The organism is Paraburkholderia sp. (assembly GCF_024281035.1).
Lineage (GTDB): Bacteria > Pseudomonadota > Gammaproteobacteria > Burkholderiales > Burkholderiaceae > Paraburkholderia.
In genome coordinates, this window is the sequence record NZ_JAMXLH010000020.1 from 49,808 (window position 1) to 69,406 (window position 19,599).

Below are 19,599 nucleotides of genomic sequence, written 5' to 3' on the forward strand. Positions count from 1 at the left end.
ATTCCCTTTCCTGAAGGGAGTCCGCTGGGTGTGCGCAACCCATGGTCACATCTTCATACGAGTAAGACGATCAACGCGACAGATTTTAAAAACCGCCAGTGGCCGCTTTTCAGGTGCATACGGACGCGTGCATTTGCTTGCAATCGTTATTCGCGTCTTGAGTTAATGCGTTTCAGCACCCATGAACCGTTTCAGGCGTTGCATCGACTCCGCGGAATCTGCTCGTCGTGAGCGGCCAAAGCAGACGCCCTGGCAGAGACGAGAGGCAGATCCGAAGGGATGCCGGCGCTTCGTTCATCGACGTCGGATGTGCCACTCAGGCAAATGCAACCTCTGCAAGGAACGTTGCGAAGTAGTCGTCGTCCAGCCATCCGGACACATGCTTCGACGCCTCGATGCGCTGGATTTCCTTCTGTCCTTTATCGGTCAGGATGGCAATCCGGTGTGTCGGGAGACACTTCGTACTGGGGGGAGGTTTCTGGTCAATGGTCTGGATCAGACCGTGCGAGCGAAGCGATGTGAAAATTGCCGGTCGCTTGTGCCACGGTATTTGTCGATACAAAGCAAGTCGGAGAGCTTCAAGTACAGCGCCATTGCTGAATTCCATGAGCGTCCTTTCGTGATCGGCTGAAACGTCCTGCAGGCTCCGGGCATTTACGGTAGCACATGAAACGGTTCTTTCGATGACACTGCCAGGAAACCCCTCGTGTCCGGCGATAAAGACAAGCAAGGCGCGAACTATGGGATGGCTGCCAGCAGCTGGTAGCCGTATTGCCCTTTGCTTGCCGGGCGCGCCTTGAGTTCGTTGACGATGAGACTATCGACCAGATCGCTCACCTGCATGGTAGACATGCCGGCCAGGCTCATTTGATCCAGATAGCCAAATACATGCGCCAGCAACTGGCCCGACTCCGCCATCAATGCGATTTCTTCAGGTCGCCCGGTCACGTCAAAGCCACCTTGACGGCTTGCGCAACGACGCCTGCTGCTGCCAGTTCACGGGTAGCAATCTCGTTGAAACTCAGCGTCGGATTCATTTCGCACAACATGCCGACCTTGATCCAGAAGGCCGCTTGCGCGTTGATCGACCGGCACGACACGGTGCTGGCCTTGCGTATCTGATCGTGCAGGTCGTCGTCGATATTCACAATGCCCACGTCACTCTCCATATATGAAACGTATATGAGTCATATATTATCGCCATCCGACAGGACAAGCACTTTACGACCTTGGACAGGCCGGTTCGCGGATGAGCTACAAAAGGTCAGTTGGCGCGTGCGGGCCAGGCGCACGGCCTTATTTTCCCAATATATGAGCACCACATTCACATATTGGAGATCGCGAAAAAACCGTCCTACAATCCAGACCAACCCGCCGGGACTGTGCCGACATCGCGCGCAGTCCGACGCAAACGGGACGAAGACCGCCAAGCTGCCCGCCACACACAGACACACACGGCGCGGCTTGCCGCACAAGATTCGGAGACATGCCATGTTCAAGCTAGCCACACACGCTGTGTCGATTGGGCCGTCCCTAAGCGCTTTCGCGCGCCGCCGCGCGCACTGACCGCGCATCTCCCGATTCGCTCCCCTCACTTCGCTGATTCATTGCCCACGCCATGACCAAAGCGATGTCCTCGACACTCGACGCGAGCCTGCCCGCGAATGCGGCACCGAATGGGGCACCGACCATAGCCCCCGACGCTGCATCTGCCAAATCCGCCGCCACGAAACCACGTGCGGGCGCTGACGAAATCGCGCTGCCCGGCACGCTGCTCGACGACCCGACGCAGCAGGCCGGCACGCAAACGCTCCTGCGCGGCCTCGCGATTCTCGAAGCGGCGGCGGCAGGCGTGCGCGATCTGCGCTCGTTCGGCGCGGTGCTCGGTACGACGCGCAGCACGACGCACCGTCTGGTTTCCAGCCTCGTGCAGGCGCGCTATCTGCGCCAGGTGCACGGCGGCTACCTGTTGGGCCCGAAGCTCATCGAACTCGGCACCATCGCGCTCGAACAGATGCCGCTCACCACGGTTGCGCGCGTGCACCTCGCGGCCCTCGCCGACGAAACGCTCGACACGATCCACCTCGGCGTGCGCGACGGCGACGATGTGCTCTACATCGACAAGATCCCCGGCCAGCGCGGGCTGGAAATGCGCTCGCGCGTCGGCCACCGCATGCCGCTCGCGTCGACGGGCATCGGCAAGGCGATGATGCTCGATCTCGCGCCGCCGTCCTGGCGCGAACTCTTCGATGCGTCGCGCCGTGCACTTGCGGGCGTGAGCTTTCGTCCCGATCACAACCTCGATGCCGACACGTTCGTGAAGCGCATGGCGAACTATGCCGCGGGCGGGTACACGTTCGATCTGGAGGAAAACGAAATTTCGATCCGCTGCGTGGCGGCGCCCGTGCGCGACGCTTCGGGTGCGATCGTCGCCGCGCTTTCCGTGGCGAGCACGATTCCGTACATGCCGCACGAGCGCATGGAGGAACTGATTTCGGTCGTGCAACGCACGGCGCGCGCGATTTCACAGGAACTCGGCTGGCGCGCGCCGCAACCGGCTGCGCGCAGGATCCGCCGATGAAGGCTCACGAGAAGGCGCAGCCCGGCAAGCAAGGCGCGCAGGGCGCCGACGTCGCGGACGTCGCCGAGGTCGCCAGGCGCGCCGCACTGCTCGCACTCGACTGGGGCACGACCTCGCTGCGCGCGTATCTGCTCGACGCGTCGGGTGAAGTGCTTGCGACGCGCGTCTCGACCGCCGGAGTCATGAATCTGCCGGTGCCCGCGGAAGAAGGCGGCTTCGACGCCGCGTTCGACGAAGCGTGCGGCGTCTGGCTCGAACACGTCCCTACGCTGCCCGTAATCGCGGCAGGCATGGTGGGCAGCGCGCAGGGCTGGGTGCAGGCGCCTTACGTCGAGACGCCGGCGAGCATGGATGCGCTGGTGGCGGGCATTGTCCGCGTGCAAACGGCGCAGGGCGCTTCGCTTTGCGTCGTGCCCGGCGTGCTTGAGCCAGGCGCGCTGCCGAATGTCATGCGCGGCGAGGAAACGCAGGTGTTCGGCGCATTGCATGGGGCACAGCGCGGGGCACAGCACGGAGCACTGCACGGAGCACTGCACGGAGCACCGCGCGGCACCCGGCACGGTACGCACTCCGCGCTGATCGGCCTGCCCGGCACGCACGCGAAATGGGTGGTGGTGGAGGGCGGCCGTATCGCCCGCTTCTATACCTTCATGACGGGCGAGATCTACGCGGCGCTCACGGCGCATACGATCCTCGGCCGCACGATGAAGCGGCCCGCCGAGCCGGATACGCAGGCGTTCCTGCGCGGCGTGACCGTCGCGCGCGAGCACGGTTGCGAGGGGCTGCTCGCGACGGCGTTCAGCGCGCGCACGCTCGGACTCACGGGGCAACTGGCCGCCGACGAGCAGCCCGACTATCTCTCGGGCGTCGTGATCGGCCACGAACTTGCCGGACTCGAAGTGGCGCTCGCTCGCCGCGACGTGACGCTCGCGCAGTGCGCGCCGCAATTGATCGGCTCCGATTCGCTTTGCGAGCGCTATCGGCTCGCACTGGAACAGTTCGGCTGCATGCGCGCGCATATCGTGCATCACGCAACCGAGCGCGGGCTATGGCACATCGCGATGCAGGCGGGCCTGGTCGGACCGCGCTGAGTACGCCGGGTACGCCGCGTAAGTTGCGTACGCATCGAACGGAATCGGAAACGGAAAGCGAAATACAGGACCACGACATGGAAAACGAGTTGAACCTGCCCGCTCCCTACACGCCGCATGCGGGCTTCGTCGCCGCATTCGGCGCGTGCCGGATGATCGCGATCATGCGCGGCATCAGGGCCGCCGAAGCCGCCGATCATGGCCGCGCGCTCTACGAGGCGGGGTTCCGGCTTATCGAAGTGCCGCTCAATTCGCCCGATCCGCTCGACAGCATCGCGGCGCTGCGCGCGGCGTTGCCCGGCGACGCGCTGATTGGTGCGGGCACGGTGCTCACGCCCGAGCGCGTGCGCGATGTGAAGGCCGCGGGCGGCGAACTGATCGTGATGCCGCACGCCGATGTCGAAGTCGTGCTGGCGGCGAAGCTGCAGGGCCTTGCGTGCGTGCCCGGCGTCGCCACGCCGACCGAGGCGTTTGCGGCACTGAAGCACGGCGCGGACGCGCTCAAGATGTTCCCCGCAGAGCAGCTCGGCCCCGCCGTGACGAAGGCCTGGCGCGCGGTGATTCCGCATGCCGTGCCGCTGTTGCCGGTGGGCGGCGTGAAGCCCGACAACATGGGGCCGCAGCTTGCGGCGGGCGCGAGCGGCTTCGGTCTCGGCTCGGCGCTGTATCGGCCCGGGCAGGACGCGGCGGCGACGCGTGCGAATGCGCAGGCGTTTATCGCGGGCTGGCAGGCCGCGCAGGGTGCGGATAAAGGAGCGCAGGCGTGAACCGTCTCTCGGGCAAAGTCGCATTCGTGACCGGCGCCGGACGCGGCATCGGCGCGGCGATTGCGCACGCGTTCGCTGCCGAAGGCGCGGCGGTCGTGCTCGCCGAACTCGACGGCGAAACGGCGCGGGCGACCGCCCGCGAAATCGCGCGGCAACACGGCGACGCGGTGCAAGTGCTTGCGCACGAAACCGACGTGACGCAGCCCGACTCGGTGCGCGCGGCGGTGGACGCAGCAGAGCGCGCGTTCGGCCCGATCGACGTGCTCGTGAACAACGCCGGCATCAACGTCTTCGCCGATCCGCTCACGATGACCGACGCCGACTGGCGCCGCTGCTTCGCCGTCGATCTCGACGGCGTCTGGAACGGCTGCCGCGCGGTGCTGCCGGGCATGGTCGCGCGCGGCGCGGGCAGCATCGTGAACATCGCCTCGACGCACGCATTCCAGATCATCCCCGGCTGCTTTCCGTATCCGGTTGCAAAGCACGGCGTGCTGGGCCTGACGCGCGCGCTCGGCATCGAATACGCGCCGAAGAATGTGCGCGTGAATGCCATCGCGCCCGGCTACATCGAGACGCAATTGACGCGCGACTGGTGGGACGCTCAGCCCGACCCGCAGGCCGCGCGCCAGGAAACGCTGGCCCTTTCGCCGATGAAGCGCATTGGCCGCCCGGAGGAAGTGGCGATGACGGCGGTGTTCCTCGCGTCGGACGAGGCGCCTTTCATCAACGCGAGCTGCATCACGATCGACGGAGGGCGCACGGCGCTCTATCACGATTAGCACACGATTGACTCGCGATTGACTCGCGATTGACCGGATCCGCAGGAATCCGCCGAAGCGCTGGCCGCGCGCGACGGCGGGGAGAAGAAAAGAGGCGGCCGACCCTTCCCGTGAACGATAAAGACTGGAGACTGACATCATGCAACGACGCATTTTTCTGACGCTGATGGCCACCGCGGTTGCCGTGAGCGCGGCGCTGGGCGAGGCCCCGCTCGCACAGGCTGCCGACCAGGTGAAGATCGGCTTTCTCGTGAAGCAGCCTGAAGAACCGTGGTTCCAGGACGAGTGGAAATTCGCCGAAATGGCCGCGAAGGAAAAAGGCTTCACGCTGGTGAAGATCGGCGCGCCCTCGGGCGAGAAGGTCATGAGCGCAATCGACAACCTCGCTGCGCAAAAAGCACAGGGCTTCATCATCTGCACGCCTGACGTGAAGCTCGGGCCGGGCATCGTCGCCAAGGCGAAGGCCGACAACCTCAAGATGATGACGGTCGACGACCGCCTCGTCGACGGTTCGGGCAAGCCGATCGAGGCCGTGCCGCACATGGGCATCTCGGCCTACAACATCGGCAAGCAGGTGGGCGACGGCATCGTCGCCGAAATCAAGAAGCGCGGCTGGGACATGAAGGACGTCGGCGCAATCGATGTGACGTATGAGCAGCTGCCGACCGCGCACGACCGCACGAGCGGCGCGACCGATGTGCTCCTCGCGGCGGGCTTTCCGAAGGCGAACGTGATTGCGGCCCCCCAGGCGAAGACCGACACGGAAAACGCCTTCAACGCGGCGAACATCGCGCTCACGAAGAATCCGCAGTTCAAGCACTGGGTCGCGTATGGCCTCAACGACGAAGCCGTGCTGGGCGCCGTGCGCGCAGCGGAAGGCCGCGGCTTCAAGGCCGACAACATGATCGGCATCGGCATCGGCGGCGCGGATTCGGCGCTCAACGAGTTCAAGAAGCCCCAGCCGACCGGCTTCTTCGGCACCGTGATCATCAGCCCGAAGCGTCACGGCGAAGAGACCTCGAATCTGATGTACACGTGGATCACGCAAGGCAAGGAGCCGCCGAAGCTCACGCTCACGAGCGGCATGCTGGCCACGCGCGACAACGTGAACCAGGTGCGCGAGCAGATGGGTCTCGCGTCTAAGTAATCGCCTGAACCGAAGGCCTGAAAACAAGGCCTGAACGGCAAGTGGATTGAGCGTTTCCCGCTGCCCATGACCGGTGCGCGTTTTATCGGGCGCACCGGTTATAAAGCGGCAATGAAGCGGGCGTTTCGAACGAGAGGAAACCGAAGTGTCAGCGACACTGCGTTTTGAGAATATCGGCAAGGTATTTCCGGGCGTGCGCGCACTCGACGGCGTGTCGCTCGACGTCAATAAAGGTCAGGTGCACGGCCTCGTGGGCGAGAACGGCGCGGGCAAGTCGACGCTGCTCAAGATTCTCGGCGGCGAATATCAGCCGGACTCGGGCCATATCCTGATGGATGGCCAGGAAGTGCATTTCGCCAATTCCGCGGCGTCGATCGGCGCGGGCGTTGCCGTGATTCACCAGGAGCTGCAGTACGTGCCGGATCTCACCGTCGCGGAAAACCTGCTGCTCGGCGCGCTGCCCAACGCGCTCGGGTGGGTGAAGCGGCGCGAGGCGCGCAGGTTCGTGGGCGAGCGCCTCGCCGCAATGGGCGTCGATCTCGATCCGGCCGCGAAGCTGCGCAAGCTCTCCATCGCGCAGCGGCAGATGGTGGAAATCTGCAAGGCGCTCCTGCGCAACGCGCGCGTGATCGCACTCGACGAGCCCACGAGTTCGCTCTCGCACCGCGAAACCGAGGTGCTGTTCAAGCTCGTGCGCGAACTGCGCGCCGATCACCGCGCGCTCATCTACATCTCGCACCGCATGGACGAGATCTACGAGTTGTGCGACGCCTGCACGATCTTCCGCGATGGCCGCAAGGTGGCGTCGCACGAGACGCTCGACGGCCTGAAGCGCGAGACGATCGTCGCGGAAATGGTCGGGCGCGAGATCAGCGACATCTACAACTACTCGCCGCGCGAGCATGGCGGCGTGCGGCTCGCGGTGCGCGGCGTCACCGGGCATCCGCTTGCCGGGCCCGCGAGCTTCGAAGTGAAGGCCGGGGAGATCGTCGGCTTTTTCGGGCTCGTCGGCGCCGGGCGCAGCGAACTGATGCAGCTCGTCTACGGCACGCACAAGCGCCGCGCGGGCGAAATCGTGCTCGACGGCAAGACCGTGCGCGTGAAGAGCGCCGCCGATGCGATCCGCCAGGGCATCGTCCTGTGCCCCGAAGACCGCAAGGAACAGGGCATCGTTGCGCTCGCATCGGTTGCGGAGAACATCAACATCAGTTGCCGCCGCCACTTCCTGCGCGGTGGCATGTTCCTCGATCTCAAGAAGGAAGCCGCGACGGCGGACCGCTTCATCAAGCTCCTGAAGATCAAGACGCCGAACCGCCGCCAGAAAATCCGCTTTCTTTCCGGCGGCAACCAGCAAAAGGTGATCCTGTCGCGCTGGCTCGCGGAGCCGGATCTGAAGGTCGTGATTCTCGACGAGCCGACGCGCGGCATCGACGTCGGCGCGAAGCACGAGATCTACAACGTGATCTATCAGCTTGCCGCGCGCGGTTGCGCGATTCTGATGGTGTCGTCGGAGTTGCCCGAGGTGCTCGGCGTGTCGGACCGCATCGTCGTGATGCGCGAAGGCCGCATTTCGGGCGAGTTGCCGCGCAGCGCGGCGAGCGAACACGCAGTGCTCGATCTGGCGTTGCCGCAGCGCACGCAGGCGCGTGCCGCATGAATGGACGGGGAGGAGTGACTGAAATGCATGCAAGAGAAAACCTGACGGCCGATGCGGCCGATGCGGCGAAGAGCGTCGCGCAATCCGCTGCCGATGCGCTGATCCCGAGCGCCAGCGACAAGCAGAAGTGGTGGCAGCAGATCACCGAATACAGCCTGATCGTGATCTTCGCGATCATGTTCATCACGATGTCGCTCACGGTCGATCACTTCTTCTCGATCGAGAACATGCTCGGCCTCGCGCTGTCGATTTCGCAGATCGGCATGGTTGCCTGCACGATGATGTTCTGTCTCGCGTCGCGCGACTTCGACCTTTCCGTGGGCTCGATTGTCGCGTTCGCGGGCGTGCTGTGCGCGATGGTGCTCAACGCCACGAACAATACGTTCATCGCGATCATTGCGGCGGTGGCGGCGGGCGCGGCCATCGGCTTCGTGAACGGCGCGGTGATCGCCTATCTGCGCATCAACGCGCTGATCACGACGCTGGCCACGATGGAAATCGTGCGCGGCCTCGGCTTCATCGTCTCGCACGGGCAGGCGGTCGGCGTGTCGTCGGATACGTTCATCGCGCTCGGCACGATGGCGTTTTTCGGCGTGTCGCTGCCGATCTGGGTCACGCTCATCTGCTTCATCGTGTTCGGCGTGATGCTCAACCGCACGGTGTACGGGCGTAATACGCTCGCGATCGGCGGCAATCCGGAGGCGTCGCGTCTCGCCGGTATCCACGTCGAGCGCACGCGCGTGTGGATCTTCCTGATCCAGGGCGCGGTGACCGCGCTCGCGGGCGTGATTCTCGCGTCGCGCATCACCTCGGGTCAGCCGAACGCCGCCGAAGGCTTCGAGCTGAACGTGATTTCCGCGTGCGTGCTGGGCGGCGTCTCGCTGCTCGGTGGCCGCGCAACCATCTCGGGCGTGGTGATCGGCGTGCTGATCATGGGCACGGTCGAGAACGTGATGAATCTGCTCAACATCGACGCGTTCTATCAGTACCTCGTGCGCGGCGCGATTCTGCTCGCGGCGGTGCTGCTCGATCAGTTGAAGAATCGCGGCGCGCGTGATTAAACGCAGGCGATTAACCCATCAGGAGGCCGGACGATGATGCAAGACGCGAACTCCGTCACACGGGACACGCACGAACCCGGCGCGCGCTATCCGAGCCTGGTCGACCGTGTCGTGCTGATTACGGGCGGCGCGACCGGCATCGGCGCGTCGTTCGTCGAATATTTCGTCGCGCAGGGCGCGCGCGTGGGCTTTCTCGATATCGACGCGAGCGCGGGCGTCGCGCTCGCGGATTCGCTGGCGGGTCAGAGTCAAAGCGAGGACCCAAGCCAGGACCAAAGCCAGGGTCGAGCCGTGCGCCACAAGCCGCACTTCGTGACCTGCGATGTCACCGATATCGGCGCGTTGCGCCACGCTGTCGCCAGCGTGAAGGCCGCGCTCGGCCCGATCCAGGTGCTCGTGAACAATGCGGCGAACGACCGCCGCGAGGCGCTCGCGGACATCACGCCCAGATCGTTCGACGACGGCATTGCGGTGAACGTGCGCCATCAGCTGTTCGCGGCGCAGGCCGTGGTCGACGACATGAAAGCGGCCCGCGCAGGGTCGATCATCAATCTCGGCTCGATCAGCTGGATGCTCAAGAACAGCGAGTTTCCGGTCTACGCGATGAGCAAGTCGGCGGTGCAGGGGCTCACGCGCGGGCTTGCGAAGGAACTCGGGCCGTACGGCATTCGGGTGAATACACTCGTGCCGGGCTGGGTGATGACCGACAAGCAGCGCCGCCTGTGGCTCACCGACGAAGGCCGCGAACTCATCAAGCGCGGCCAGTGCATCGACGCCGAACTGCTGCCCGCCGATCTCGCGCGCGCGGCGCTGTTCCTCGCGGCCGACGACAGCCGCATGATCACGTCGCAGGACATCGTCGTGGACGGAGGTTGGGCATGACGCGCGCATCGGAAAACGCATCGGCCACGCTGCTGATCGATGCACTGGACACGCTCGGCGAATGCGCGACGTGGTGCGCGCGCACGGGCCGCTTCTACTGGACCGATATCGTGGGCAGGCGGCTTTCGCGCTACGACCCGCGCGACGGCTCGCATCAAACGTGGGACATGCCGGAGCGTCTTGGCTGCTTCGCGCTGTGCGAGGACGAGAACACGCTGCTGCTCGGACTTGCCAGGCGGCTCGCATTCTTCGATCTCGTGACGGGCGAACTCGATCCGGTCGTCGATGTCGAGCCGGGCAAGACGACGCGCGTGAACGATGGCCGCTGCGACCGGCAGGGCCGCTTCGTGTTCGGCACGATGGACGACGTGCGGCCGAGGAAGCCGGTCGGCGGCTTCTACCGGCTCAATCGGGATCTGACGCTCGAACGCCTGCCGCTGCCCGCGCCCGCGATTTCGAACAGCATCGCGTTCAGCCCGGACGGCGCGACGATGTATTACTGCGACACGCCGATGCGCGCGATCCGCGCGTGCGACTACGGCGCCGATGGCAGTATCGGGAACGACCGGTCGTTTGTTGATCTCTCGAAGGAGGCAGGCGTGCCGGACGGCTCGACTGTCGATGCCGATGGCGGCCTCTGGAACGCGCAGTGGGGCGGCGCGTGTGTGGTGCGCTACCGCGCGGACGGCACCGAAAGCACGCGTGTAAAGATTCCCACGGCTCAGCCAAGCTGCGTTACGCTCGGCGGTGCGCGTCTCGACACGCTCTATGTGACGAGCGCGCGCGATGAGCTCGATGCCGAAGCGCTCTCGCGCGACATCCACGCCGGCGGCGTGTTCGTCGCGCATACAGGCCACGCGGGCCTTGCCGAGCCGCTCTTTCTGGGCGCGCGGCGGGGCGGGTGAGCGGGCCGCGTGCGCTATTCCGGCGCGCTATTTAAGTGTGTGGTTCACACGAAGCCGGGGCGCAAACGAACCCGGGAACCTTGAAAGGAATCGGGTTAGTCGTTGCCCTACGGCAACAGTTGCAGTCGATCTCAGACGATCGCAGTCGATCGATAATCCGCAGTCGGCAGTGCCAGCACAGAAGCGCGAATACAAGAAACGCGAACACAAGAAGCGGCCAACCGGGCGAGGACCGGGCGCACCGGCAGGCCACGCGTGCACCGCCTTCGTCGGCGGCACCTTTCATGCCTCTCGAGGAGCATCTTATGAGCGTCGCGAATTCCGCCTTGCGTCAAACTGTTCGTCCGGCCGGCGCGCCGGCCGCCGCGCGCCGAGCGCGGCTCGAAGCCGCTACCCATCCGGTTCTGCCCGGGCCCAGCACGTCGGCCGTCGCCATCGGCGCGGCCGGCACGGACGATGTGTCCTGCGTGACGCTGGCGAACGCGTATTTAAGGCTCGACGTCGCGCCGCAACTGGGCGGCGGCATCACCCGGTTCGACTGTCGCAGCGAAGGCGTGCTGGAGCCGGTTTTCCGGCGCTGCGATCGCGTGAGCGCGCGCATGGATCCGAACGAACTCGCCTGCTATCCGCTCGTGCCGTTTTCGAATCGCATCGCGGCGGGGCGCTTTCACTTCGGCGGGCGCGATTTCGAAGTGCCGTGCAACCGTGCGGGCGAGCCGCTGCCGATCCACGGTGACGGCTGGCTCGTGCCGTGGCAGGTCGAGCAGTCGGAGCGCGAGTGCGTACGGCTCGTGCTCGACCGCAGCAACGGCAAGCCGTACGCGTATCGTGCGGCGATTACGTACACGCTGGACGGCACGACGCTTTCGATGACGCTCGAAGTCGAGAACACCGGACGCGACGCGATGCCGTTCGGACTCGGCGTGCACCCGTTTCTCGCGCGCGATGCGAGCACCGAGCTTTCCGCCCCTGCGAGCGGCCTGTGGCTTTCGGGCGAGGACTGGCTGCCGGTGCGGCATGTTCCGGCGCCGCCCGCGTGGCAATTCGGCGTGGCCTATCCGCTGCCGGACACGCTCGTCAATCACGCGTTCAGCGGCTGGAGCGGACGCGCCGCCGTGGTGTGGGAGCGGCGGCGGCTGTCGCTGTCGATTTCCGCGAACACCAATTACTACGTGCTCTATACGCCGCAGGGCAAGGACTTCTTCTGCTTCGAGCCCGTCGACCATCCGATCAACGCGGTCAATCTCTCCGGAGGCGGCGACGCGCACGGCATGACCGTGCTCGCACGCGGCGAGCGGCTCGTGCGGCAGTTCAGCTTCACGGTCGAGCGCATGGACGCGCGCGCGGCGGCCAAGCCGCATGGCGCGGCAGCGCATGGCCGCACGGGTGCGTCGCGCGGCGGCAAGGCGGCCCGCGCGCGGCAGGAGACGCACTGATCCGCGCTTGATGCACGCTCGATCCGCGCCTGCTGCGCGGCACGCTGGCCCGATTCGACGGGGCGTTTCACGTGCCGTGCCGCAGGCGGCCCATCTCATGTTGGCGTTCCGTTGCATGGCGTGACGTGGGGCATTCGTTCGGCTCGCATCGGCTGCCGATCCGCGGCGCGTGCCGCACGCTTGCGGCACGCTGGCGCTTCCGGCCGGGCGGCTTCTCGCGGCACCGCGACACCGCGGCGAAGCACCGAACCCAAGGCCGGGTAAAATACGCGCCGTTTCGAATCAATGGCTCGCCTCGAGTTACTCAACATGACCGCTTTCACCCAGACCCTCGACGCCGCCTGGAAGCGCACCGGCTCGCTGCTGTGCGTCGGCCTCGACCCCGAGCCGACGAAGTTTCCCGCCGCGCTCGCCGGACGCAGCGATGCGATCTTCACGTTCTGCCGCGACATCGTCGACGCGACGGCGGCCTACGTGTGCTCGTTCAAGCCGCAAATCGCCTACTTCGCCGCGCACCGCGCGGAAGACCAGCTCGAAGCACTGATCGCGCACATCCACGAGAAGCATCCCGGCCTGCCGGTGATCCTCGACGCGAAGCGCGGCGACATCGGCAGCACGGCCGAGCAGTACGCGCGCGAGGCGTTCGAGCGCTACGCGGCGGACGCCGTGACGGTGAACCCGTACATGGGTTTCGATTCGATCGAGCCGTATCTCGCGCACGCGGGCAAGGGCGTGATCGTGCTGTGCCGCACCTCGAACCCGGGCGGCTCGGACCTGCAGTTCCTGACGACCGACGGCAAGCCGCTCTACCAGGTCGTGGCGGCGCTGGCGGCGCAGAAGTGGAACGCGAGCGGCCAGCTCGGCCTCGTGGTCGGCGCAACGTTTCCGAAGGAAATTGAAGTGGTGCGCGGGATCGTCGGCGACATGCCTCTGCTGATTCCGGGCATCGGCGCGCAGGGCGGCGACGTCGAAGCGACCGTGCGCGCGGGCCGCACCGCAGCGGGCACGGGCATGCTGATCAACTCGTCGCGCGCGATTCTCTACGCGAGCAAGGGCGACGATTACGCGCAGGCGGCTGCAACGGCCGCGCAGGAAACGCGCGACCGCGTCAACGCGTTCCGCTGAACGTACCGGCTCGCTGCGCCTGCACGGCGCCGCGAGCCGCGCCCTTCGAAACCGGCCCGCTAAAACCGGCCCGTCAAAAGACCCGTCAAAACCGCGGCCCGCTCATCCCTTGCGCGCAGCAGCAGGCTTGCCCAGCAATTCGATGATGGCGCGATGCAGCGGAAACTTTTGCGCGAGCACGTCGGCATCGGCGATTTCGAATTCGCTGAACTCGAAGCCCGGCGCGACCGTGCAGCCCACCAGCGCAAAAGTCGACGGATCGCAGCAGCGCGCCGCGAACCAGTGGCCCGCGGGCACGACGGCCTGAAACACCGTACCCGGATGATCGAGCGCGTGACCGAGCTTGCGCGTGGAGAGTACGCCGCGCTCGTCGATCGAGTGGATTTCGAGCGGCGCGCCCGCGTAGAAGTGCCAGAGCTCGTCGGAGCGGATGCGGTGCCACGCCGAATAGGCGCCATCCGATAGCAGAAAGTAGATCGCGGTCGAGGCCGTGCGCGTGCCCTCGTTCGCGGGCGCGCCGTCGCGGCGCACGAGCTTGTCCGCACGGTAGGTCTCGCTGTAGTAGCCGCCTTCGGGATGCGGTTCGAGCCCGAAGCGGCGGATCAGGTCGTCGACTGCGGTGTTCACGGTAGCCATGGTGGCGGTCTCCTTCCGTATCCCGGCATGCCGCACGCCGGGTTAGCGTTCCTTTTCGTCGAGTAGCGCGAGCAGCCCGCGCAGCGCATGCGCGGCGGCCTGCGCGCGGATCTGTTCGCGATCGCCCTTGAAGACGAGCGTCTCCACGCTCGTATGCAGCCGGTTGCTCCAGCCGAACGACACCATGCCGACCGGTTTCTCGGGCGTGCCGCCGCCCGGACCCGCCACGCCCGTGATCGACAGCGAAACCTGTGCCCGGCTGTTGCGCAGCGCGCCTTCGGCCATCGCGCGGGCGACGGGCTCGCTGACTGCGCCGTGCTTGTCGATCAGCTCGGCGGGCACGCCGATCATTTCGCTCTTTGCGAGGTTCGAATACGTGACGAAGCCGCGTTCGAACCAACCGCTGCTGCCGGAGATGTCGGTGATCGCGGCGGCGACCATGCCGCCCGTGCACGATTCGGCGGTGGCGAGCATCAGACGCCCGTCGTGGAGCTTGTTGCCGACGCGGATGGCGAGTTGGTGAACGACGGAATCGGTGGCCATGGTGCGTTATCCGATGAGCGCCGGGGCGCGGGTTTCAGACCGACATACGCCAGAGCGCGATGACGAGCAGCGTGAAGAATGCAGCGACAAGGTCGTCGAACATGATGCCGAAGCCTCCCTTGAAGCGGCGGTCGAAATAGCGGATGGGCGGTGGCTTCACCATATCGAAGAAGCGGAAGGTGAGGAAAGCCGCGAGTTTCCCGTTGAAATCGACGGGCGTGACCATGAGCATCACGAGCCAGAAGGCGACGATCTCGTCCCAGACGATCGCGGACGGGTCGTCGACCTGCATTTTGCGGGCCGTGAATCCGGTGATCGCGATCCCGGCGATGTAGCCGAGGACGATCAGGAGCCCCCAGTCGATCACCGTCAGGTAGCGGCTCAGCACGTCGAACGTCACCCACGCGAACAGCGTGCCGGCCGTGCCCGGCGCGATGCGCGACAGGCCCGAGCCAAAGCCGAGCGAGATGATATGAAACGGATGCGTGAGCATGAACTGCGCGTCGGCGCGGCGCGGGAGCGCGGCGGCGGTTGCGCCTGCGGTTTTGCCCGCTGAGGTGCCCGTGGTCGCGCCCGCCGTGGTACCCGCGGCGGCACCCGCCGTGGCGCCAGCCATCGCGCCCGCAGCCCGCTCGTCCGGCGCGGCTGGCGGCAGCACGGACCCGGACAGGTTGTCGGCGGGCGTCGGCGTGGGGTCAGTCTGCATGGAAGTGATCGAAGCCTTGCAACGTGAGGTTGAGCGGCGCACCGGATCCGTCGTGCCACGCGATGCCCGGCTTCGCGCGCGCCGGATCGGCCGGGTCGAGGACAGTTATTGTACCGATGCGCGTCGCGCGCACGCCCGCATGTTGCGCGGCTGCCTCGACCGCGCTGCGCGCGCCGGGCGCCGCCGTGAAGCACAGTTCGTAGTCGTCGCCGCCCGCGAGCGCGCACTGGCGTTGCACCGCTTGCGGCAGGCGCGCGAGCGCCGCCGAGCGCGGCAGCGCATCGACATCGATGCGCGCGCAGGCGTTCGAGCGCTCGAGAATGTGCAGCAGGTCGCCCGCGAGGCCGTCCGAAACGTCGAGCGCCGCGTGCGCCACGCCGCGCAGCGCAAGGCCGAGCGCGATGCGCGGCTCTGGCCGCTCGAGCGCGTGACGGAACACGGCGGCGTCGGCGGCATCGGTCTGCCACTCGCCGCGCAGCACGCCGAGCCCCGCGCGCGCATCGCCGGGCGTGCCGGAAACCCAGATGTCGTCGCCGGGTTGCGCGGCATCGCGCCGGAGCGCGGCGCCCTGCGGCACCGAGCCAAACACCGTGATGCAAAGATTCAGCGGCCCTGCGGTCGTGTCGCCGCCGATCAGTTCGCAGCCGAAGCGGTCGGCCAGCTCGAAGAGGCCCGCGCTGAACGCCGTGAGCCAGTCTTCGCGCGGCTTCGGCAGTGAAAACGCAAGGGTGAAGCCGAGCGGCGCGGCGCCCATCGCGGCGAGATCGGAGAGATTCACCGCGAGCGCCTTGTGGCCGAGCGCGTGCGGATCGACATCGGGCAGGAAGTGGCGGCCTTCCACGAGCATGTCGGTCGAGATCGCGAGCATTTCGCCGGCGGGCGGCGCGATCAGCGCGCAGTCGTCGCCAATGCCGAGCGCGGCGCGGCGCGTGTTCGCACGCGCGCGCCGGGCGAAGAATTGGTCGATCAGGGAGAACTCTGAAAGCATGTTGAAAGGACTATAGCGAATGGTAGGCGGGCTGTCGCAGAGCGCTCGCGCCGCTGCGGCTTTTCAGCGATTCCGGTCGCGGCACCTGCGCCGGAACCGTACGTAATTGCGCCGGAGAATGGCGCTACAATGGGTCCGAATCGCCATTCTATAATCTGCACTTCATTCGGGCCCGTCATGTCGAATTCCGCCACGACCAAGCTTCGCGAAGCCGCACTCGATTATCACGAGTTTCCCACTCCAGGAAAGATCGAGATCGCGCCAACCAAACAGATGCTCAACCAGCGCGATCTCTCGCTTGCGTACTCGCCAGGCGTGGCGTTCGCGTGCGAGGCGATCGTCGACGATCCGCTAAACGCATCGCGCTTCACGGCGCGCAGCAACCTCGTCGGCGTCGTGTCGAACGGCACGGCGGTGCTCGGCCTCGGCAACATCGGGCCGCTCGCCGCGAAGCCGGTCATGGAAGGCAAGGCGGTGCTCTTCAAGAAGTTCGCGGGCATCGACGTGTTCGACATCGAGCTCAACGAATCGGACCCGCACAAGCTCGTCGAAGTGATCGCCGCGCTCGAACCCACGTTCGGCGGCATCAACCTCGAAGACATCAAGGCGCCCGACTGCTTCATCGTCGAGCGCGAGTGCCGCAAGCGCATGAAGATTCCGGTCTTCCACGACGACCAGCACGGCACCGCCATCGTCGTCGCCGCGGCCGTCACGAACGGCCTGAAGGTTGTCGGCAAGAACATCAAGGAAGTGAAGCTCGTCGCGTCGGGCGCGGGTGCTGCGGCGCTTGCCTGTCTCGACTTGCTCGTCGATCTGGGCCTGCCGCTGGAGAACATCGTCGTCACCGATCTGGCGGGCGTGGTCTACAAGGGCCGCGCCGAACTGATGGACCCGGTCAAGGAGCGCTTCGCGCGCGAGACGAACGCGCGCACGCTCGCCGAAGTCATGGCGGACGCGGACATTTTCCTCGGCCTTTCGGCGGGCGGCGTGCTCAAGCCGGAGATGGTCACCCGCATGGCCGCGAAGCCGCTGATCCTCGCGCTCGCGAACCCCACGCCGGAAATCCTCCCTGAACTCGCGCTCGAAGTGCGTCCGGACGCCGTGCTCGCGACCGGCCGCACCGACTATCCGAACCAGGTCAACAACGTGCTGTGCTTCCCGTTCATCTTCCGCGGCGCGCTCGACGCGGGCGCGACGACGGTCACGCGGGAAATGGAAATTGCGGCGGTGAACGCGATCGCCGACCTCGCGCGCCAGGAGCAGAGCGACGTCGTCGCCACGGCGTATGGCATTCAGGACCTGCAGTTCGGCCCCGAGTACCTGATTCCGAAGCCTTTCGATCCGCGCCTGATCGTCAGGATCGCGCCGGCCGTCGCGAAGGCGGCGATGGACTCGGGGGTTGCGACGCGTCCGATCGAGGACATGGACGCCTACGAGCAGCACCTGCAGCATTTCGTGTACCACAGCGGCACGACCATGAAGCCGATCTTCCAGCTCGCGCGCTCGGTCGAGCCGGAGAAAAAGCGCATCGTCTTCGCGGAGGGCGAAGAAGAGCGCATCTTGCGCGCGGTGCAGATCGTCGTCGACGAAAAGCTCGCGAAGCCCATTCTGATTGGCCGCCCGGCAGTGATCGAGCAGCGCGCCGCGCGCTATGGCCTGCGTCTGGTCGCGGGGCAGGATTACACGGTCGTCAATACCGATCACGACGAGCGCTATCGCGACTTCTGGCAGAGCTACGCGAAGCTGATGGCGCGCAAAGGCATTACGCCGCAGATGGCGAAACTCGAAATGCGCCGCCGCACCACGCTGATCGGCTCGATGCTCGTGAAGCGGGGCGAGGCCGACGGCATGATCTGCGGCACGATCAGCACGACGCACCGGCATCTGCACTTCATCGACCAGGTGATCGGCAAGAAGGAGGGCTGCAGCGTCTACGGGGCGATGATCGGGCTCGTGCTGCCGAACCGCCAGATCTTCATCGTGGACACGCACGTCAACATCGACCCGACACCGGCCCAGCTCGCCGAGATCACGATCATGGCCGCCGAGGAAGTGCGCCGCTTCGGCATCGAGCCGAATATTGCGCTGTGCTCGCACTCGAACTTCGGTTCGAGCCTCGCGCCATCGGCGCAGAAGATGCGCGACCTGCTCGACATCCTGAAGGAACGCGCGCCCGATCTGCGGGTGGACGGCGAAATGCACGGCGATGTCGCGCTCGACCCGTACATGCGCCGCGAGATCCTGCCCGATTCGACCCTCGAAGGCGAAGCGAACCTGCTGATCATGCCGAACATCGACGCGGCGAATATCTCGTACAACCTGCTCAAGACGGCGGCGGGCAACAACATCGCGATTGGCCCGATTCTGCTTGGCGCGGCCAAGCCGGTGCATGTGCTGACCGCTTCGGCCACCGTGCGCCGCATCGTCAACATGGCGGCGCTCGTTGTCGCGGATGTGAACGCCTCGCGTTAAGCGTCGGCGTCGGCTGGAGTAGCCGGAGCTGCCGGAGCTGCCGGGGCAATCGTGCCCCGTAAAAGCAGCGTGCCTGAAACCGGCACGCTGCTCCCACCGCTCCGCCCGGCCTCTGGTCAGGCCTTTGTAAAATCTACCGGTTTCTGCCTTGTGCACAGTCAACGAGCGACCGTCCCGGCCCGGCGAACGTTGCTTCCGGGGTGCTTTAGCGATACCCTTACAATTTTGATGGTCGTCGAACGCAGGAACCGACAAGCAACCGAACAGCGGGAATCTCGTAAATGGCGCGCATGGGGCTGCAAAGCCGGGAATCTGGGCTGCGAAGCCGGGAATCTGAACTGGAACCCCAGCTGAAACGCAACGCTGCAGGTAAATCCGCTGGGCTAACCCATTGTTTCGACAGCATTCGCCGGGTGGCGACGGCTGCGGCGCTGGTCGTTGCGGCGACCTTCGCGACGGGCGGATTCGTTCCCGCGCAGGCGCGAAGCGCGCCTTCCGCAGACGTTGCGGGAGAAGTCGCGGCAGACGTCGGCACGGTTGCCGTTAGCCAGTTGCCGTCCGAAGCGGTCAATACGCTCGGACTCATCGCGGCGGGCGGTCCTTATCCGTTCGCCAAAGACGGAGTCGTGTTCGGCAACTTCGAGCGGATGCTGCCGTACCACCGGCGCGGCTATTACCATGAGTACACCGTACCGACGCCTCGCGCGCGCAATCGCGGCGCGCGTCGCATCGTCTGCGGCGGCGCGTTGCGGCAGACCGGCAACTGTTACTACTCCGACGACCATTACGCCAGTTTTAAGCGAATTGTTGAATGACACCGGGA

The 19,599-nt window shown here is 65.9% G+C and carries 19 protein-coding genes and 1 pseudogene; 13 read left to right on the plus strand and 7 right to left on the minus strand.

The features are described 5' to 3' along the window. Positions 1–316 precede the first annotated feature (316 nt). The 3 genes and pseudogenes from Q0L30_RS04945 to Q0L30_RS04955 form a co-directional block, all read right to left on the minus strand. Positions 317–607 carry a hypothetical protein gene (locus Q0L30_RS04945; protein ID WP_296652009.1) on the minus strand — a complete coding sequence of 97 codons (291 nt, stop codon included), beginning with the start codon at positions 605–607 and terminating at the stop codon, positions 317–319. A gap of 155 nt (positions 608–762) precedes the next feature. After that, a pseudogene (locus Q0L30_RS04950) lies at positions 763–948 on the minus strand (type I methionyl aminopeptidase); the annotation flags it as partial. Next, positions 945–1,157, minus strand: a complete 213-nt coding sequence (locus Q0L30_RS04955) for a ParD-like family protein (RefSeq protein WP_296652011.1) — start codon at positions 1,155–1,157, stop codon at positions 945–947. The pseudogene Q0L30_RS04950 and the gene Q0L30_RS04955, both read right to left, overlap by 4 nt. Before the next feature lie 461 nt (positions 1,158–1,618). Here Q0L30_RS04955 and Q0L30_RS04960 point away from each other — a divergent pair, with 461 nt between their 5' ends. From Q0L30_RS04960 to pyrF, 11 genes are all read left to right on the plus strand, one after another. Further along, positions 1,619–2,581, plus strand: a complete 963-nt coding sequence (locus tag Q0L30_RS04960) for an IclR family transcriptional regulator (RefSeq protein ID WP_296652016.1) — start codon at positions 1,619–1,621, stop codon at positions 2,579–2,581. After that, a complete protein-coding gene (locus Q0L30_RS04965) occupies positions 2,578–3,672 on the plus strand; it encodes a 2-dehydro-3-deoxygalactonokinase (protein WP_296652019.1) in 1,095 nt (364 codons plus the stop codon). The genes Q0L30_RS04960 and Q0L30_RS04965 overlap by 4 nt, the downstream gene beginning before the upstream one ends. Before the next feature lie 77 nt (positions 3,673–3,749). Beyond that, the gene (locus Q0L30_RS04970) at positions 3,750–4,439 is read left to right on the plus strand and encodes a 2-dehydro-3-deoxy-6-phosphogalactonate aldolase (RefSeq protein ID WP_296652022.1); all 690 of its coding nucleotides are present in this window, start codon (positions 3,750–3,752) and stop codon (positions 4,437–4,439) included. After that, a complete protein-coding gene (locus tag Q0L30_RS04975; RefSeq protein ID WP_296652024.1) occupies positions 4,436–5,218 on the plus strand; it encodes an SDR family oxidoreductase in 783 nt (260 codons plus the stop codon). The genes Q0L30_RS04970 and Q0L30_RS04975 overlap by 4 nt, the downstream gene beginning before the upstream one ends. A gap of 139 nt (positions 5,219–5,357) precedes the next feature. After that, positions 5,358–6,365, plus strand: coding sequence for an arabinose ABC transporter substrate-binding protein (locus Q0L30_RS04980; protein WP_296652029.1), 1,008 nt, complete (start codon positions 5,358–5,360; stop codon positions 6,363–6,365). 145 nt (positions 6,366–6,510) lie between these two features. Continuing rightward, positions 6,511–8,022, plus strand: coding sequence for an L-arabinose ABC transporter ATP-binding protein AraG (gene araG / locus Q0L30_RS04985; protein WP_296652032.1), 1,512 nt, complete (start codon positions 6,511–6,513; stop codon positions 8,020–8,022). 23 nt (positions 8,023–8,045) lie between these two features. After that, positions 8,046–9,083, plus strand: a complete 1,038-nt coding sequence (araH, locus tag Q0L30_RS04990; RefSeq protein ID WP_296652035.1) for an L-arabinose ABC transporter permease AraH — start codon at positions 8,046–8,048, stop codon at positions 9,081–9,083. Between the two features lie 33 nt (positions 9,084–9,116). Next, entirely contained in the window at positions 9,117–9,965 is an 849-nt protein-coding gene (locus Q0L30_RS04995) for an SDR family NAD(P)-dependent oxidoreductase (RefSeq protein WP_296652037.1), read from the plus strand. After that, complete coding sequence (locus tag Q0L30_RS05000) at positions 9,962–10,870, plus strand: SMP-30/gluconolactonase/LRE family protein (RefSeq protein WP_296652040.1); 909 nt, start codon at positions 9,962–9,964, stop codon at positions 10,868–10,870. Before Q0L30_RS04995 ends, Q0L30_RS05000 begins: the two co-directional genes overlap by 4 nt. Positions 10,871–11,175: 305 nt before the next feature. Continuing rightward, the gene (locus Q0L30_RS05005) at positions 11,176–12,306 is read left to right on the plus strand and encodes an aldose 1-epimerase (protein WP_296652043.1); all 1,131 of its coding nucleotides are present in this window, start codon (positions 11,176–11,178) and stop codon (positions 12,304–12,306) included. A 309-nt stretch (positions 12,307–12,615) separates the two neighbouring features. Then, positions 12,616–13,431, plus strand: coding sequence for an orotidine-5'-phosphate decarboxylase (gene pyrF, locus Q0L30_RS05010; RefSeq protein ID WP_296652045.1), 816 nt, complete (start codon positions 12,616–12,618; stop codon positions 13,429–13,431). 102 nt (positions 13,432–13,533) lie between these two features. Here pyrF and Q0L30_RS05015 read toward each other — a convergent pair whose 3' ends face one another. The 4 genes from Q0L30_RS05015 to thiL are packed head-to-tail and all read right to left on the minus strand — an operon-like array spanning position 13,534 to position 16,304. Then, complete coding sequence (locus tag Q0L30_RS05015; RefSeq protein WP_296652048.1) at positions 13,534–14,067, minus strand: cupin domain-containing protein; 534 nt, start codon at positions 14,065–14,067, stop codon at positions 13,534–13,536. Between the two features lie 42 nt (positions 14,068–14,109). Further along, positions 14,110–14,610 carry a CinA family protein gene (locus Q0L30_RS05020; protein WP_296652051.1) on the minus strand — a complete coding sequence of 167 codons (501 nt, stop codon included), beginning with the start codon at positions 14,608–14,610 and terminating at the stop codon, positions 14,110–14,112. A 34-nt stretch (positions 14,611–14,644) separates the two neighbouring features. Further along, positions 14,645–15,316, minus strand: a complete 672-nt coding sequence (locus Q0L30_RS05025) for a phosphatidylglycerophosphatase A (RefSeq protein ID WP_296652054.1) — start codon at positions 15,314–15,316, stop codon at positions 14,645–14,647. Beyond that, on the minus strand, positions 15,306–16,304 hold the full coding sequence (gene thiL / locus Q0L30_RS05030; protein ID WP_296652057.1) for a thiamine-phosphate kinase: 999 nt from the start codon (positions 16,302–16,304) through the stop codon (positions 15,306–15,308). The genes Q0L30_RS05025 and thiL overlap by 11 nt, the downstream gene beginning before the upstream one ends. Positions 16,305–16,481: 177 nt before the next feature. Between thiL and Q0L30_RS05035 the strand changes: the two genes are divergently transcribed. Together Q0L30_RS05035 and Q0L30_RS05040 are read left to right on the plus strand one after the other, a co-directional pair. After that, positions 16,482–18,776 (plus strand): NADP-dependent malic enzyme, encoded by a 2,295-nt coding sequence (locus tag Q0L30_RS05035; RefSeq protein ID WP_296652060.1) that lies wholly within the window; start codon positions 16,482–16,484, stop codon positions 18,774–18,776. Positions 18,777–19,207: 431 nt separating this feature from the next. Then, on the plus strand, positions 19,208–19,591 hold the full coding sequence (locus Q0L30_RS05040; RefSeq protein WP_296652416.1) for a ribonuclease: 384 nt from the start codon (positions 19,208–19,210) through the stop codon (positions 19,589–19,591). The last annotated feature ends 8 nt before the right edge of the window (positions 19,592–19,599 follow it).